Source organism: Pararhizobium sp. DWP3-4 (assembly GCF_049898205.1).
Taxonomy (GTDB): domain Bacteria; phylum Pseudomonadota; class Alphaproteobacteria; order Rhizobiales; family Rhizobiaceae; genus Pararhizobium.
Window position 1 is genome coordinate 29,988 of record NZ_JAFCXF010000012.1, and the last position, 16,780, is coordinate 46,767.

Genomic DNA, 16,780 nt, shown 5'->3' on the forward strand with positions numbered 1-16,780 from the left:
CGCCTCCTCAAAATCTGCGCCATGGCGAGGTGGTCGGCCGGTACGTCGGTTTGTAGGCGATATGGCGGAGGTAGACCTGCCGCATCATCGGGTCGGATTTCGCCATCATGCGCAGCGCGCCGACGATCACGATCCAGACAGCAATGCCGAAAATGGCTGAGTAGACCGTCAACACCACGAAGATCAGGATGACGGCCGCAAGCCCGGTGATCAGCACGAGTTCCCTGTCGGCTCCCATGAGAAGGTTCGGACGGGAGAGCGCGCGGTGGATGCGGTTGCGACGAAGGCCCGACATGAATTCAGACATGTGCGCCCTCCCCTCCCCGGCTTGGGCTAATGGTCGCAACGGGATTATCGATCAAACCGATTGAGGCGCCAGTTGCGCCGAACAGGCCGACGATCGTCGTGGCGCCAAGCAGAATCCCGGCAACGAGCACGACATAGACCAGGCGCCGGGCGAAATCGTTCAGTTCTCCCCCGAAGATTAGCATCCCGCCGGCGATCGCCACCGCCGCCAGCGCGATGTAACCGGCGACTGGTCCGGTGATGGATTCCTGGATCTGCTCGAGCGGACCCTCCCATGGAAGACTGCCGCCTGAACTGGCGAGTGCCGGGGCGGCTGCTGTGAGGACGAACGGCACGACCAAAAGTGCAAGTGCGATGGCGGGTTTCCTAGGCGACATTGCGCGCCTCCTGTTCTTCGGTGAGTTTATCGGACTGGGTTTCGTAGTGGCCGTTGACGAACCGCTCCACGTGAATGACATCGCGTACGCGGCGTCCTCTGGGTGTCCTCTCAATCGAGATGATGAGATCAATCGCCTCGCCGATCACCTCGTGCATCGCCTGTTGACTGGCTTCGGCCGTGAGTTGTTCCAGTCTGCGCAAAGCTGATATGGCCGTGTTGGAGTGGATCGTCGCCACGCCTCCGGGGTGACCGGTGTTCCAGGCCTTTAGAAGCGTGAGCGCGGCTCCATCTCGGACCTCGCCCACGACGATGCGGTCGGGGCGTAGGCGCATGGTGCTCTTCAGGAGGCGGGCCATATCCACGGCGTCGCTGGTGTGCAGGAGGACAGCATTCTCGGCGGCGCACTGGATCTCGGCGGTATCCTCCAGAATGACGAGACGGTCATCCGGTGCGGTCTTGACGATTTCGGCGATGACTGCGTTCGCGAGTGTGGTTTTGCCGGATCCGGTTCCGCCGGAGATGATGATGTTCAAACGTGCACCGATAGCACTTCTTATCGTTGCGGCCTGGTCATCGGTCATCACACCGATGCGAACGTAGTCATCGAGCGGAATAAGTCGGGACGCTCGGCGCCGGATCGTGAAAGCTGGCTTTGCGACGATGGGAGGCAGCAAGCCTTCAAAACGATGTCCGCCGATCGGCAATTCTCCAGAGATGATCGGCTGCTCCATATCAACTTCCGCCTGGAGCGCGTGGGCGACCGTACCGATCACCATCTCTGCTGCGGCCGCCGACATTTCGCCGGCCGCGACAACGCCGTGGCCGAGCCGTTCGATGAAAAGCTTTCCATCAGGGTTCAGCATGATCTCGACAACGCTGGCATCTTCCAGCGCGATGCACAATTGGTCGCCGAGCGCCTCTTGAAGTTTGCGGACGAGCCGAGGATGAGAGCGAAGCTGAGTCACGGGTGCTCCTTATGCGGCCTTGCCGAGTGGGTGGTGAACTTCGATTGATAGTCTGCTGGCCGGAGCTTTTGGAAGATCTCCGAACTGGCCGGCAAAGTACCTGCCACCGCCATGGTGACGCCGATCTTCTTTGGCTCGCCGAGACGCGCGAGCGGCCAGCCCACACGCGCCAGTATTCGTTCGAACCTGAGATCGGTGACGGTGATGATTTCTCTAAAACCGTTTGCAATTGACCATTCGATGATCCCTGCGAACATGGTCAGCGTTACCTCGTGTACCGAGCCCACTCCCTTTCCCTCGCCGAGCGTGGTGTCCACACAAAAACGCGAACTCTCGATCATGGCGGCGTGGGCATCGAGGTACCCGGAGGGGAGGAGCGAGGGGAAAACGTTCACCAGCATCGTCGGACCGGACGCAGGAAGAAGGCGAGCGCAGCCCGCTAGCTGGCCACTACTTGAAATAGCGAACACGTACGTTGGCCCAATCCCGTCGAACCCATCCGCCTCGCACCCATCGACAACATTGACATCCCAGCCCAGGCGATCGGAAAAGACGCGCGCTCGGAGTTCGTGATGGCTCTGAAGGACACGGGCCTCATCGACATCTTGCGGTGTTGAGAATGCCAGAATCTGCATGAATTTCTCCGTCGCTGTTGGTCGGCGGGAAATGAGCACAGATAGGAATCAAGGTGCAGTTGTATAATCCTACAAGGACGCAGCGGTGAGTCGCACTGTTGGCGGAAGGGTTCACATATAGAAATCCCTTGTGGCGTCGGAACGTGCACGAGCGACGGTGCGCCAAGATCGTGACACTTGGATCGCAAAACGTCAGCCACGCTTGCGGTTGGAGCCGCATCGTATTGTCTTTATTGACGAAACATCCGCTAATATAAGACACCCTCACAGCAGAATGCTGGAACTTCTTTAGCGGCGGCTAATCGTACGATGCTCTAACCCATCAGGTCATGGCAGACCGTACTGCCTTGAGGAAATCAATGGAGAGTTTGACGATTTGCTGTTGCGGCGTCCGCAAGCTGATTTCGGCAGCTATTGAGGAGAGTGCAGACCGCAACTGGTCCGGATGGAAGACATGTATCTTCGAGTGGGAAGATTCCCGCGCATTCCCAACCTCCGACAGTTGTAGGTGTGTTTCAAGAAATGGTAACGCTGCGGGAGGAAATCGTCAATCTTCTGGAAACTCAGGAATTCTCAAACTTTATGAGCGGCAATAATGCTCCATAGTCGGCAGCACATACGGAATTCAAACCCCAAATACTTAAATGAACTTGTACTGGCTTAAGAAGAGCGCGGTCCTTCCGGTCCGACCTCCTGCTAACCATCCCAAGTAACGTTAACAAAGGGTAAATCAGCAAGGCATCTGAAGCTGTGGCATTGTGGAATTGTCGGGCCCGTGCCCGGAGTATTTGAGCACCAAAAAATTTGGAGCCTTCGCTGGAGACAGCGGAGGCTCCACCTTATCGTCCTACAGTGTAGATGGGAGGTCTGACCGGCTGGGGTGTCGGCCAGACCTCATATCGTCGGATGGATCGGCGGCGCCCGACGATGCCTTAACCTAGCGTTTTTCCCAATGAAATCGAGCTGATAGAAAGAGCTATGTCAGTTACGCAATTCGATTGACGTTGGCGACTCATATTGCACAACCGCTTCTCACTCGCCGTTGTCGCATTCGTCAGTTGCCCTTTGCCGGACTGGTCCCAACGCAATCGGATTAGATGAGCCGGTCTGGGAAGAATGCTACGATGGGTGTGCATCGACTTTTGGGGGATAAGGCGGTCAAGCATTGCTAGTTTGGCGGCGGCTTTATTTCAAAACCGCCGTCGGCTAAAAGTCGACCAGCAGGTTTGCCTGTGCCGCATTCGAGCGCGAACCATCGGCAAATTCGCCTGAATAAGTCAGTGTCAGGCGAGCGGACTTGGAGAGCGCGGCAGATATTCCCGCCTTGACGACCACGGCATCGCGCGGCGTTGCTACACCCTCAAGCATGAATGGTGTACCACCGGAAAATGCAAAACGGGAAGACGGTTTCACGTCGCCAGCGGTGTGCTGCCAGCCGAGCATGGCAGTCAGGGCGAGCGGGAAATCGCCGGCCGGCAGATCTGCCGACAGTCTGACACCGGCTGTCGATACTGTTATCGCATCAGAGCCGCCGCCCGCAGACAATGCTGCCGCGCCGCCCTCTTCCCTGAAGCCGTCGGCATTGAGATGGATGTAGGCAAGATTGGCGAAAGGCTGGACACTGATGTCATCCATCATCAGTGTCCAGGAAATATCCCCGAAAACCTGGGTCGTGGTGCTGTCATATTCGGCCGCGAGCCGATCGGTGAATGTGCCGAAAGACAGGCTGCGACGGACAGTCGCCTCGTTGCGGGAGTAAACGGCGCCGCCGATGAAGTCCAAGGGACCGATGTCGCCCGCCGTATAGAGGCCGGCATGATAGGACACTGCACGCGCCTGCGGCTGCATTGAAAGATGGCTATAGCCAAGCAGCCCGCCGAGGCGCCATTCGTCGGAAATCGCCGCATCGACCCCTATAAACGCACCGGCAGCACGGCCACCAACGCCCGTTGCATTGCCGTCGCCGGGGACATCGTTGGCGGCGACGAAGCCGGAACTCCAAAATGCCACATCGTCGTCCTGCCCGGAGTGCCGCGCCGCAGACAGGGTCATCCGATCGATGATTGCGTCACGCTGGAAGCGGCTCTCCCACAACAGTTCGCTTTTGAGGGAGGCGTGAACCTCTCCGTTCAACTGCGCGAAGGCGCTGCCAGCGGTCTGCGCATCCAGTGGCAGCACTGCCAGAAAGAGCGGGTTTCCCGTCCCGAGCGCCTCAACGGCACCTGCTGTCGTGCGATCGTTTGCGGTTGCCGCGACAGCTGCGAAATCCACGTCATTGCGATCAAGCCCGAGATCGACCGTCGTGGTGCCGTAGGTCAGCGTTGGAGAAAGAAAGGCAAAGTCACTGGTAACGTTGTCAAAGGCGCCGGTGACACCGCCGGCGGTCAGGAGCGTGTAGTCGGTGGTCAGGCCGTAGCTGCCGCTTGCAGCCTTGATATCCAATGTGCCACCTGCAATGACAAGTGCGCCGGAGGCATTCACCCGATCGGACAGACCGCTAGCGTCAATATCGGCCTCATAGGTCGATCCGGCCCTAAAGGTCAGGTCGCCGTTGACCGCAAGCGTCTGGATGCCCGGTCCCGGAGCAAGTGTTCCGCCCGCATTGACTGACAGTCCGCCGGCAACCCCGCTTCCAGACAACAGTCCGCCGTCAAAGACATCGATCGTTCCGGTGACCGTTCCTTCATTGACGAAGGCGCCGCCCGTTACCAAAGCTGTCCCGTTGATCGTTCCCGTGTTGGAGAAGGTCCCCTCACTATTCACAAGCGATGCGATCGTGCCGTCATTTCGCACAGTACCGGCATTCGCGACCGCACCCGCCGTTGAACCGCTATTGTTTGTGAAGCTGCCCTGCGTCCCGATAGTGACGTCACCGGCCGCCGCGTTGTTGACAACGCTACCACCCCTTACCGTCGTGGTGCCGGTAACGGTGCCGCCGCCATTGTTCGTGAAGGTCCCGGCATCATTCTCCAGGGATGCGACGGTGCCCGCATTCGATATCGTGCCAGAGTTCCGGATCGCTCCGGCCGTGGCGCCGCTATTGTTGACGAAGGCGGCTACGGCCGCGACGTCGGCGTCCGAAATGACGAAGTTATTCGCAACGGTTCCACCGGATATGGCCGTTTTACCTGCGATCGTGCCGCCGGCATTGTTGGTAAAGGTTCCCGCTGTATTGGTCAGTGAGGCAAGCGAGCCGGCGTTCGACGAATTGCCGGCATTCGTCACGGCGTCTGCGTTTGCGCCTGTCGTGTTTGTAAATGTGCCGTCCGCACCAACATTGACGGTGTTAAGGGCCGCATTGTTCGTGACGCTGCCGCCGGTAACGGACGTTGCACCCGTTACCGCCCCGGAGAAGTTGTTGGTGAATGATCCAGCGTCATTCTGGAGCGAGTCGATAGTGCCCGAATTCGATACGGTGCCGGAGTTCCTGATCGCCCCCGCGGTTGCACCATTGTTGTTCACGAAAGCGGCCGCAGCGGAGACGTCCGCGTCGGTGATGACAAAATTGTTGGTGACCGTGCCACCTGAAACCATAGTCTTGCCGGAGATCGTGCCGCCCGTGTTGTTGGTGAAATTTCCTGCAGTATTCGTCAGGGCTTCGAGATTTCCACCATTCGATGCCGTGCCGCCATTGGTGAGCTTGCCGGCAGTGGCCGTGGAGTTGTTGACGAATGTTGCCCCCGACGAGGCGGCGACATCGCCCACCGTTCCATTGTTGGAGAGCGACGTGCCCGTACCGACTGCTGCACTACCAAGCGTGCCGTTGACAGAGACGTTTCCGTTATCCAAGGTCAGCCGGCCATTGAGGTCGCCATCGACGAACAGGCTGCCTCCGCTGAGGCTCACGTCCGAGTTCAACGCGCCTCCAGCATTAATGCCGACACTGCCCGATGTGATCGTGCTGCCGCTCTTGACGGTGAGTGCGCCCGTGTTGGTAATCGTGAGATTGCCGCCGTTCACTCCCAGCGCACCGATCGAGATGTCATTGGTGACCTGCGGCGAACCATTGTTGACGTCGGCTGTATCGCCACTCCCCGGCAGCACAGGATTCCAGTTCGAACCGTTGCTGAACTCGTTATCCGCGGTGCCCGACCACACGGATTGAGCAAACGAAGGTACAGTCAACGCAACGGATACCATTGCTGTGAAAAATCCCAGACGCCGCGAAAATGCCGGAAGCAGTTGGTTTTTCATTGATCGGCCGATGCAAAGCAGGTGCCGAATCCATCGGCGGAACACATGACAATCCTTACCCAAGCGTGGTTAATGAATATTTAATCTTTTCAACCCGCTCGCCATTTGGTTGCAGGATGTCGTGCAGGGCAGTTTGGGGAGATGCACGCGACCACTGCCGCCACACGGTATCCGGCGCCAAAGCGTGTTCGTTCGGATTTTGGCTCAGGTCCGGTCAGCGCTCGAATGGTTCGCCGAGCGAGGCGACACCGTTCAGCTTCAAGAGGCGCCGGTCTGCCGAGATAATGCCAAGCACGATAATCGTCACGATGTAGGGCAGACTCGACAGCAACTGCGAGGATACGTCCATTCCTGTTGCCTGAGCTGCGAGACCCATCAGCGAGACGGCGCCGAAAAGGCAGGCACCAAGGAAGATGCGGCCGGTAAGCCAGGTGCCGAAAACCACAAGAGCAATGGCTATCCACCCACGGCCGGCAATCATCCCGTCCGCCCAGAGCGGTGTGTATATCGTTGCGGCATAGGCGCCGGCAAAACCCGCCATCGCGCCGCCGAATAGAATGGCGGTGACCCGAACGGTGATGACCGAATAGCCAATTGCGTGGGCAGCCTTGGGGTTTTCGCCGACGGCGCGGACAACCAGACCGAGTTTGGAGTAGGTGAACATCGCCCATAGACCGAACGTTGCCACAAGCGAAATCCACACAATGATGTCCTGGTTGAAAAGTCCGCCGACCACCGGGATCTCAGACAACCAGGGAAAGGCAAGCTTCGGCAGCGCCTTGACCGTCAGGCTTTCATAGGTCTTTCCGAAAAGCGCTGAGAGGCCCTGGCCAAGAATTCCGATCGCCAGGCCAGTCGCCACCTGGTTTGCCCGAAATCCGAGAGCGACAATGGCAAACAAAAGCGAAAGCCCAGCACTTGCGAGACCTGCAACGACAAAGCCAAGAAAATGTCCGCCGCCGTGATAGACGACAATGAAGGCAAGCACGGCACCAAAGGCCATAAGCCCTTCGACACCAAGGTTGAGAACACCGGCGCGCTCGACGACGAGTTCACCGAGAGCCGCCAGAAGAAACGGCGTCGCCGCCGCAAGCATGCCGGAAATGATGAATTCGATGGCGTTCATGATGGGCTCCGCTGGGCGGTCTTTTTGGCGACCTGCGGCCACTCCAGCCGGTAGCGCACGAAGGCCACGGCGACGAGGTAGGACAGCAGAAGGCTACCTTGGAAAACGCGCACGGCCGCGATCGGCAGGTTGGCCGAGACCATGGCATTGTCACCGCCGATATAGATGACGGACATGACCAGGGCGGACGCGACTATGCCGAGCGGATGCAATCCGCCAAGATAGGCCACGATGATCGCAGCGTAGCCATAGCCGGTAGAGATCGAGCGTTGCAGCTGCCCGATCGGTCCGGCGACCTCGGCTGCGCCAGCAAGTCCGGCAGCAAAGCCGCCGATCAAAAGTGAAAGCCAGATTGCCCAATTCTCGTTGAAGCCGGCATAGCCGGCAGCGCGCGGTGCAAGCCCGCCGACCTGCAGCTTGTACCCGGCAAAGCTCTTCTGCATGAAAACAAACGCCGCAACCGACAGCGCGAGTGCAATGAGAAGCGAGACATTGACGCGCGTGCCGGAAATCAGCGTCGGCACCAACGCGTCATACTGGAACATCACCGACTGCGGGAAATTAAAACCGTTTGGATCCTTCCAGGGTCCGAGCAGCAGATAGTTGAGCAGCTGGGCTGCAACCAGGCTCAGCATCAGCGACACCAGGATTTCGTTGGCATTCAGCCGGACGCGCCAGAAGGCTGTGATCGACGCCCAGAGCGCGCCGCCGATGGCGCCGAGCAGCAGCATGGCCGGCCAGATCCACTGGCCGGTCGCCTGCGGAAACCAGACGGGAATGGCGGAGGCGAAGATCGCACCAAGGATGAACTGGCCCTCGGCACCGATGTTGAAGACCTTGGCCCGAAAGCCGATCGCCAGACCCTGGGCTATGAGTAGGAGGGGTCCTGCCTTCAAAAGTACTTCTGAAAATGATGCCCAAGAGAGGAAGGGCTCAAGCAGCATGGCATGGACGACCGCAACCGGGTCACGGCCCATAACCATGTAAAGTCCGAGATTGAGGATGATGGCGGCCAACAGGGCGACGACAGGCGCAAGGAGGGTCGCCGCCAGCGAGGCGCGCTCGCGGCGCACGAAGCTGGGAAAGAAGGCCATGGACAAAACGCTCATGCGTGCGCCTTCTCTGGGGAATGCTGCGCCCCGATCATGTACCGGCCGATGTCCTCAGGTTTGGTCTCGCGAGTAACAAGCCGCGGGCTCAGCGCTCCGTGATGCAACACCTGGATTGAATCACAGAGTTCGAAAAGCTCTTCGAGCTCTTCGGATATGACGAGGATCGCCATGCCCTCATTGCGCAATGCCACAAGCCGGCTTCGCACCGCCGACGCAGCGCCTATATCGACGCCCCAGGTCGGCTGCGCCACAAATAGCAGCTTCGGCGACAGCATTATCTCCCGCCCGACGATGAACTTTTGCAGATTGCCCCCGGACAGGCTGCCTGCTTCCGCGTCCGGGCCGGGCGTGCGGACATCGTATTGACGGATACAATCTTCCGTAAACGCGGCCGCGCGTGCCCGGTCGACAAGACCGCGCCGCAGGAGTTTGAGCGGATGTGCTGTCAGCAGGCTGTTGAGCACAAGCGACATTTCCGGCACGGCACCGCGCCCAAGCCGGTCCTCCGGAACGAAGGCAAATCCGAGTTTCCTGCGGGCTGCTGCATCGAGCCTGCCGACGTCCTTTCCCATCATGTAGATCCGGTCGCGCTGTTCGCGCCCAAGCAGCGTTTCGCCTGATATCAGAGCGGCAAGCTCACTTTGGCCGTTGCCGGAAATCCCAGCGATTCCCAGAATTTCGCCGGCCCGCACCTCCAGGCTGATGCCCGAGAGCGGCACACCGAAAGGATCGGAGGGCGTGTGGTCGAGACCGATGATCTCGAGCTGTTTTTGCCCGCCGGCCTGCGGCAGCGCCGGCATCGGTGCCGGCATGTCGCGGCCGATCATCATGCGGGCCAGGTCATGGGCATCGTGCTCGCGCGGATCGATATCGCCGGTCACCCGTCCGCCACGCAAGATCGTCGCCCGGTCACAAAGCGCCCGGATTTCCTCCAGCTTGTGGGAGATGAACAGGATGGAAACGCCGCCATCGCGCAATCGGCGCAGGGTATCGAAGAGCTTTTCCACCAGTTGCGGCGGCAGCACCGAGGTGGGCTCATCCAGGATCAGCAGTTTTGGATTGGTCATCAGGCAGCGGATGATCTCCACCCGCTGCCGCTCGCCGACGGATAACGCATGCACATGGGCGAGCGGATCGACGTCGAGACCGAACTCCCGCCCAAGTGCCTTGATGCGGTCCTTGAGATCGGTTTTGCGCCCGGGAACAACCAGCCTGATGTTCTCCACCACGGTCAGGGTCTCAAACAGCGAAAAGTGCTGAAACACCATGCCGATGCCCCTGCGCCTCGCATCCGCAGGAGAGGCAAGGTGCACAGGCTGTCCTTGCCAGATGACGGCGCCGTCGTCAGGTTGCTCGACGCCGTAGATCAGTTTCATTAGCGTCGATTTTCCCGCCCCGTTTTCTCCGAGGATCGCATGGATCGACTGCGAAGCCACATTCAGGTCGATTGCCTCGTTGGCATGGATCTGGCCATAGCTCTTGGAAATGCCGCGGAGCGACAGGAGCGGGATGTTCATGGCCTATTTCGGCAGTGGCGTGGTGACGCCCTTGACGTGCCAGTCCAATGCAACGATTTCGGTATCGGGCATGGTCGCTCCGGCAGCCAAGCCTTCGCTTCCGTCGGCCTTGGTAATGGGCCCAGTGAATGGCGAGAAGCTGCCGTCGGCGATTTTCGCCTCGATCTCCTTGATCTTGGTCATCACGTCGGCCGGAACGTCCGGGCTCCAGTCGATGACTTCGACAACCTTTTCAGTGACGCCGAGGAAGGTATTGGCGCCCTTGAAGGCGCCGGCGAGGTGCGCATCGACAGAAGCCTTGAAGAAGGGCGACCAGTCGGTCGAAATGCAGCCCAGATAGGTTTTCGGGGCATACTTCTTCATCGACGAATTGAGATTGAAAGAATAGACGCCGGCCTCCTCGCAGGCGGCGATGACAGAAGGCGTATCCTGGGCGTTAGAAAAGATCACGTCGCATTTCTGAGCGATCAGCGCCTTGGCAGCTTCCTGCTCCTTGGCTGGATCGAACCACGAATTCACCCACACCACCGATACCTCGATATCCGGCTTGACCGCCTGCGCGCCGAGCGTGAAGGCGTTGATGGTGGTGATCAGTTCCGGGATTGCAAAGGCGGAGACGGAACCGAGCTTGCCAGTCTTGCTGAGCGCAGCCGCAGCCATTCCGAGCAGGTAGGAGCCCTGGAAATACTTGGCGGCGAAGGGCGAGAAGTTCGGAGCAACCTGGAAACCGGAAGCATGCAGCACGGTGACGCTCGGATCGCGGCGGGCGATCTGCAATGCGCCGTTCTGATAACCGAACGAGCCAGCAATCAGGAACTTGTTGCCGTCCGCAACCGTCTTGGTCATGATGCGGTCGGCATCTGGTCCTTCGGCGATGTTTTCCAGAATTGTGACCTTTACCTTGTCGCCATACGCAGCCTTGATAGGGTCAAGTCCGGCGGCAAGCGCATGACCCCAACCGACGTCGCCGATCGGCGAAGGGACGACGAGCGTGATGCCGAGCGGCTCATCGGCGGCAAAGGCGATGCGGCTGCCGAGCGCACCGGTAAGGCCGGTTGCGGCTGCAGCCTTGATCAGGTTTCTGCGGGTCAGATTGTTCATGGTCATAGTTCCCTTTTTTGATTTTTTAAAATTGCACGGTTGCTAGTGCAGCCTCCGCGTCGGCAAACAGTTTTGCTTCATCAAGCCCGGGGAATTCGCCCTTCTGCCAGACAATTCGCCCATTGATCATCGTCATGTCGGTTGCCATGCCGATGCCCACGCGGGGGATCAGGCTCAGCGGATCATGCCGCGTGCCGATATAGTCCATGCGGCGTGTGTCGATGGCAAACAGGTCGGCGGCCATGCCGGGTGCAAGCCGGCCGATATCGCGCCGGCCGAGCAGGCTTGCACCGCCGGTCGTTGCATAGCTCAAGAAATCGGCTGGTGGTGGCACGGGATGGGCGCGGGTCGATGAGACGAGGCATTGGAGCATGTAGGCCGAGTGCAGACAGTGCATCAGGTTTGAATTATCGTTTGAAGCGGTGCCGTCGCAGCCCAGACCAACACGCAGACCAAAGGCCGACATGGCGGGTATATCGGTGACTTCGGCCCCGACCAGATAGACGGGCTCGGGGCAATGCGAAACACCGGTGCCGCTGGCTGCCATCGACCTCAGCTCGTCATGGGTCAGTTCCCAGCAATGGGCATAGAAGGCATCGGGGCCCGCAAAACCAAGCTCTTCGAGATAGTCGACGGTGCGCATGCCGTGACGGCCCTGAATGACCGGGCTCTCGCCCTCGCCAACATGGGTGTGCATCATCACGCCACGGCCTCGTGCCAGCGCCACCGATTCGACGAAAGTCTCTCGGTAGCAGTTGACCGGCTGGCAGGGTGCTACCGCAACCTGGCGCATGCTGAAAAGACCGGTGTCATGATAGGTGTCAATTAGACGGGCGCAGTCGTCAATGAATTCATCCGTCGTCTCCAGCATTTCGTCTGGAATGGTGGAGCCTTCCGATTTTGGCAGAGTATTGCCGCCCCGGCCGGCATGGAAGCGCATACCGAGCAGCTCGGCCGCCTCGAACTGGCGATCAATCAGCCGTTTTCCGGCATGCCTGGGGAAATTATACTGGTGATCGAAGGCCGTGGTGCAGCCATGCTTGATCAGTTCTGCCATCGCCGTGACGGAGGAGTGGTAGAAGCATTCCTCATTGAGCTGGGAAAAGATCGGATAGATGCGGTCCAGCCATTCGATGACTGACAACTTCGTCCAGTCGAGATCGGCGCGGTTTCGCACGAAGCACTGGAAGAAATGGTGGTGCGTGTTCACAAGCCCCGGATAGACGAACCAGCCGGTGGCGTCTTGTACCGCCGTGCCAGTGGGCAATGTCTCTGGCCTGAGATTTTCGCTGATCGCCTGGACGGCCGGGCCGTTGGTTAAGAGATCGACATTGCGATGGACTGCCGGCCCCTTGCCTTCGTCGACGATCACGGCCGCGCAATTCTTGAGAAGGTAGCCGGTCATCTCACGCCTCGCCCTGTTCGATATAAGGTTCGGGCCTCAGTTCATGCAGCCGGTGAATGCCGGGCATCTCGATGAAACGATCGAGGCCACGCAGTGCGCGCGACCAAAGGCGGATCGCGGGATAAGGATCAAGTGACACGCCGCCGTCGGGGGCCAGTGCGACATAGGGAAAGCAGGCAATGTCGGCAATCGTCGGCCGGCTAGCAGCAAGGAAGCGCATGCCGCGGAGCCTTTGCTCAACAAGGGCCGCTTCCAACTCGCGAAGAGCGAGAACCCCTTGCGTCTGCAGCGCACCAATATCGCCCGGCCGCAGCAGCATTTCGGTTAGCCGCGCGCCGCCCAGACTTGCCGTCAGCCGGCCCGAGAACGATAGCCATTGCTGCACCCGCGCGGCTTCGCCGGGACTTGCGCTGCCCAACCATTCGGGTGCCGCCTTGGCCGCGACATAGACCAGGATGGCCGCGGATTCCGTCAGCAGCAGATCGCCATCTTCGAGGATCGGAATTGAGCCTGCCGGATTGAGCGCGAGGAGTTGGGTGCCCTTGTGTTCAGCACCGGGATGGAAATCGACCGGGCGGATATCGAGCTTCACGCCGGCAAGCGCCGCCATCAAGCGTACCTTGTAGCAGCTGGGCGAAAGGATATAATCGTAGAGCTTCATTGTGCCACCAGCTGTGCGCCATAGGTATAATTGTGGCGTTTGAGCCAGCGGCGGTAGGCGACCGAGGTCAAATCGGCACGCGTCGGGATTTCCATGCCAGGATCAAGCGGCAGGAGACGGGGGATCTGGTTTTCCAGGATCGACCGGTCCTGCAGGAAGATCGTCTGCTGGAAGTGGATCAGATCGGTCAGGGAAGTCGTGTCATCAAATAGCGCCATCCATGGCCACACGTCGCAGAGGTCTTCAGCAAGCGGCTGAACGAAGAGCGTGATGACATCCCATTCGCTGGGGCGCGGCGGGCATGTCTTGTATAGTACCGAGCAGGTAGGCGCGGGCACACGGTACATATATTCCGTGGTGATGCCGCCGCTTGCCGACTTGGCTGCCTGGGGCTGGTAAAATTTCACCTGTGTTGCCCAGACCTCGTCAACATCCTCCCGGATCTCGACCTTGTAATTTTGGACTTCCGTATGGGGCTCGGCGCCGAGGATATCGGTGTGCACGAACGGAAAATGCGCGATATCGAGGAAGTTCTCAACGGCGCGCAAGGGAGAGCAGCGCACGCGGACCACGCCGACATCGACAAAACGGCGGCCCGGCTGATCGGCCTCGGGAATTGGAAAAAGTTCCTTCTTCGGTTCGCCAAGTGACGACCAGACATGCCCGTAGCGAACGCGCACCGGAAGGGTGCGGCCGCCGGCAATTACCCTGGCGTTTCCTTCCGCGTCGCGTCCAACCGTGATTGGCTCGCCCATCAAGGCAGTCTGGCGCCCTGCCTCATCAAGCTGGCTGAAGAGCCCGACCGGAAACCATTCGTCGGTCATTGCCTGCACGGTCATGGGGCGATCCCCTCTTTTTGAAGATTCTCAGCCTTACGGCGCAGGCTTTCGACAGTGCGTGAAGCGGCAATGCCTGCTGCCGGATCAGAAACTGCCTTGAGAAGCACATGGATCAGTGTCTTACCCTCATCCTGCGCAGACAGCAGTAGAACGATTAGAGCAGCCCCCAGGGTAATCTCCACGAGCCCCTCCGGGCTAACCTCCGCTGCCGCTGCGGCTTCTATTGTGGCGAAGCTCGCAGCCACTGTTAGCGAACGCAGGGGAATGAGGCCTTCAAACCGAGGAGGCCCAGCCTCAGGTTTGCCGGTGGCAACCCAAATTATTCCATCGGATTCTTCAACAGGGTGCGTTGCCGCCCGGATTGTCTCCGGCGGTACCAATCCCGGATGCGCCGGGATGCGAAGACAGTTTCCCGCCTGCGCATAGCTCCAGCCGTGGTAGATGCAGGAAAGAGCTTCGCCGCGCACAAAACCATGGGACAGGCGCATGCCGCGATGGGGGCACCGATCATCGGTGGCGGCCGTGTGCCCGGAGGCGCTCCGCCAGAGGGCAATGGATCCGGCGGCTGTATGCACCGGCATTACGGTTCCAACCGGCAAATCTGCGGAAAGGGCGACTGGCGTCCACGAGCCCGTCGTGTCGGAATGCATGGCTAAACTCTCTGAACGAAATCAATAAGTAGCCAGATTATGTTCGCGCAATTTGACGCGCGGCCTTTCTCCAGCGACCGTTACGTTTGCATAAAAATTTCGCATTGGCAATAATGAACAAATAAAGTGCAAAGGTTGTATGTGGAGTTAAACTCGCGTGTCAGTTAGCCGTTCGCGCAGCGATCTCCCGACGCTCGATTGCTTCGACCCAAACGTCGATCGGGCCGAGAGAGCAGCCTATTTCCATCATGTCTAGCAGCTCTCGCGCCCCCTCGACTTCAAGCTCAATGCGCTCCGCACTGACATGGGTTATTGTCTGCGAAAGCCCTAGCTTTGCGGCATGGCGCCGGATCCAGGGAACGAATGAAGACGCCTGTAGATCGCCAATGATAACGATCTGTTCCCGGAAGCGCCCCTCTAAGGGATCGTAGTGCTGCTCTTTCATAACACGCCCCAAATTCCGCTTGCCTGTTTCCCAACATACCGACGAAGCGAAGCTGGGAATAGGGGAAATCCGATTCCGAATTGGGCAGGGCTCGATTGTCCGGCGAATTGAAGTTGGATCTAATTCCTTAGAACAGCTTCTCTTTCCCAAAGTTTGCTGGGCATACAATCGCCGGCAGGACGCAACAAGTATGGGGTGGGTCCAGAAGCTGTCGCCGGCTTTCAAACAACACTTTACCAGAAGGCCGACCCATCTACGCAACAAAGCCGCGCCTGAACGCAGGCACGGCCCCTTAAATTAAAATTGGTACTTGATCAGATCTCGGGGCATCCGCGTGTGTTAGCGAAGGTAATGCGATCCGGGCCGCGACGGGTCATACCCTGGACCACGACACGACGGTCGGTGACGCGCACGACCTCGGGATCCCGAAGGCCGGAATCGCGAGCCGCAGCACGGGCTTCCCGCTCACCACAGCGATCTCTTCGACGGTCGACACGCTGACCGTCGCGATCGCGATCTCTGTTGCGGTCTCGGATCACGGGATTTATCCCATCCGGGCCGATATTAAGCTCAAGGTCTTGGGCGTCCGCTGCCGAAAATGGAGCACTTACGCCAGCCACACCCAGCGCTAGCGCAAGGCCAGCTATATAAAGCATATTTTTCATTTTATCTCCTCCGGCGTCGACGACGCTTGGTTAATCGGAAAGATAACATTTCTCAAGGCTAATTGTTCCAGCGTCAGACGCAATGGCCGGGTGTTCACCCAAATATAACTGGCGCACAGTTCACTCAGGCGCGATCACGTTATCTCGAGGTCAGTCGGGACTGGCTTCAACAAGGCTATCGCAGTCTGCGACAAACAGGCTCCCTCTACACACCGGAGCGACTTCCACAAACCCGCACCGTGGAGGCATGCCCGTTTTCCGTTCGAGATCATCGCTCTTTTGCGCCAAGGCCAGCCGCCGGGGGCGACCACTGACCCGCTTGCCATTACCGGACTGCGGCAACTCAAGTAACCGGCGCCGACGGGTCAGGCGGTTAGGCTAAACGCGACGTGAACTATTGAGTTCGCTTTGTAATTCGAAAAGTGCGTTCTCCTACTTTGGAGCGCTGGCGCTGTATCTGCCAGCCAGGCCAACGGCCTGGTTAAGCGGATGAACCGCACATTCAAACGTCATGGAGCTGCGGCTGGCTGGGATCGATAACATGAAGGCTGGCAACGCGTTCTTGCCGGTTTTTCATGGAGGGTTATAATGCGCAATTCGCAGTTGTCCGACCCGACCCGATGATTTGCATCGGCCGCTAACACGCGCCGGATCGGAACTTCTCCCGTCGGGTGAATGACCTCAACTGACGAGAGATACCAGGGGTGATGAATCCCCATTCACATTCCTCGCAGTGGCCGTAAATATTTTCTGTCGCCAAGTTGCGAAAGAGAAACAGTC

15 protein-coding genes are annotated in these 16,780 nt (G+C 59.1%); all 15 read right to left on the reverse strand.

The features are described 5' to 3' along the window. Window positions 1-7: 7 nt before the first annotated feature. The 15 genes from ACP7E6_RS24480 to ACP7E6_RS24550 all read right to left on the reverse strand — a co-directional run bounded on the left by ACP7E6_RS24480 (window position 8) and on the right by ACP7E6_RS24550 (window position 16,000). A complete protein-coding gene (locus ACP7E6_RS24480; protein WP_426232298.1) occupies window positions 8-307 on the reverse strand; it encodes a conjugal transfer protein TrbD in 300 nt (99 codons plus the stop codon). After that, the gene (locus ACP7E6_RS24485; protein ID WP_426232299.1) at window positions 300-683 is read right to left on the reverse strand and encodes a TrbC/VirB2 family protein; all 384 of its coding nucleotides are present in this window, start codon (window positions 681-683) and stop codon (window positions 300-302) included. Before ACP7E6_RS24485 ends, ACP7E6_RS24480 begins: the two co-directional genes overlap by 8 nt. After that, window positions 673-1,650: a P-type conjugative transfer ATPase TrbB gene (gene trbB, locus ACP7E6_RS24490; protein WP_426232300.1), complete on the reverse strand. Its 978-nt coding sequence runs from the start codon at window positions 1,648-1,650 to the stop codon at window positions 673-675. The genes ACP7E6_RS24485 and trbB overlap by 11 nt, the downstream gene beginning before the upstream one ends. Then, a complete protein-coding gene (gene traI, locus ACP7E6_RS24495) occupies window positions 1,647-2,285 on the reverse strand; it encodes an acyl-homoserine-lactone synthase TraI (RefSeq protein WP_426232301.1) in 639 nt (212 codons plus the stop codon). The genes trbB and traI overlap by 4 nt, the downstream gene beginning before the upstream one ends. Before the next feature lie 1,206 nt (window positions 2,286-3,491). Further along, window positions 3,492-6,425, reverse strand: a complete 2,934-nt coding sequence (locus tag ACP7E6_RS24500; RefSeq protein WP_426232302.1) for an autotransporter outer membrane beta-barrel domain-containing protein — start codon at window positions 6,423-6,425, stop codon at window positions 3,492-3,494. A gap of 268 nt (window positions 6,426-6,693) precedes the next feature. Next, the gene (locus ACP7E6_RS24505; protein WP_426232303.1) at window positions 6,694-7,605 is read right to left on the reverse strand and encodes an ABC transporter permease; all 912 of its coding nucleotides are present in this window, start codon (window positions 7,603-7,605) and stop codon (window positions 6,694-6,696) included. Beyond that, complete coding sequence (locus ACP7E6_RS24510) at window positions 7,602-8,714, reverse strand: ABC transporter permease (protein ID WP_426232304.1); 1,113 nt, start codon at window positions 8,712-8,714, stop codon at window positions 7,602-7,604. Before ACP7E6_RS24510 ends, ACP7E6_RS24505 begins: the two co-directional genes overlap by 4 nt. Then, window positions 8,711-10,234, reverse strand: coding sequence for an ABC transporter ATP-binding protein (locus ACP7E6_RS24515; protein ID WP_426232305.1), 1,524 nt, complete (start codon window positions 10,232-10,234; stop codon window positions 8,711-8,713). Before ACP7E6_RS24515 ends, ACP7E6_RS24510 begins: the two co-directional genes overlap by 4 nt. Window positions 10,235-10,237: 3 nt before the next feature. After that, window positions 10,238-11,335: a BMP family ABC transporter substrate-binding protein gene (locus ACP7E6_RS24520; RefSeq protein ID WP_426232306.1), complete on the reverse strand. Its 1,098-nt coding sequence runs from the start codon at window positions 11,333-11,335 to the stop codon at window positions 10,238-10,240. Window positions 11,336-11,360: 25 nt separating this feature from the next. Continuing rightward, the gene (locus tag ACP7E6_RS24525; protein WP_426232307.1) at window positions 11,361-12,740 is read right to left on the reverse strand and encodes an amidohydrolase; all 1,380 of its coding nucleotides are present in this window, start codon (window positions 12,738-12,740) and stop codon (window positions 11,361-11,363) included. Window position 12,741: 1 nt separating this feature from the next. After that, window positions 12,742-13,401: a glutathione S-transferase family protein gene (locus tag ACP7E6_RS24530; protein ID WP_426232308.1), complete on the reverse strand. Its 660-nt coding sequence runs from the start codon at window positions 13,399-13,401 to the stop codon at window positions 12,742-12,744. Next, window positions 13,398-14,240, reverse strand: coding sequence for an aromatic ring-hydroxylating dioxygenase subunit alpha (locus tag ACP7E6_RS24535; protein ID WP_426232309.1), 843 nt, complete (start codon window positions 14,238-14,240; stop codon window positions 13,398-13,400). Before ACP7E6_RS24535 ends, ACP7E6_RS24530 begins: the two co-directional genes overlap by 4 nt. After that, the gene (locus ACP7E6_RS24540) at window positions 14,237-14,890 is read right to left on the reverse strand and encodes a Rieske 2Fe-2S domain-containing protein (protein WP_426232310.1); all 654 of its coding nucleotides are present in this window, start codon (window positions 14,888-14,890) and stop codon (window positions 14,237-14,239) included. Before ACP7E6_RS24540 ends, ACP7E6_RS24535 begins: the two co-directional genes overlap by 4 nt. A gap of 160 nt (window positions 14,891-15,050) precedes the next feature. Then, the gene (locus ACP7E6_RS24545; RefSeq protein WP_426232311.1) at window positions 15,051-15,335 is read right to left on the reverse strand and encodes an acylphosphatase; all 285 of its coding nucleotides are present in this window, start codon (window positions 15,333-15,335) and stop codon (window positions 15,051-15,053) included. A 314-nt stretch (window positions 15,336-15,649) separates the two neighbouring features. Continuing rightward, window positions 15,650-16,000, reverse strand: coding sequence for a hypothetical protein (locus ACP7E6_RS24550; protein WP_426232312.1), 351 nt, complete (start codon window positions 15,998-16,000; stop codon window positions 15,650-15,652). Between the last annotated feature and the right edge of the window lie 780 nt (window positions 16,001-16,780).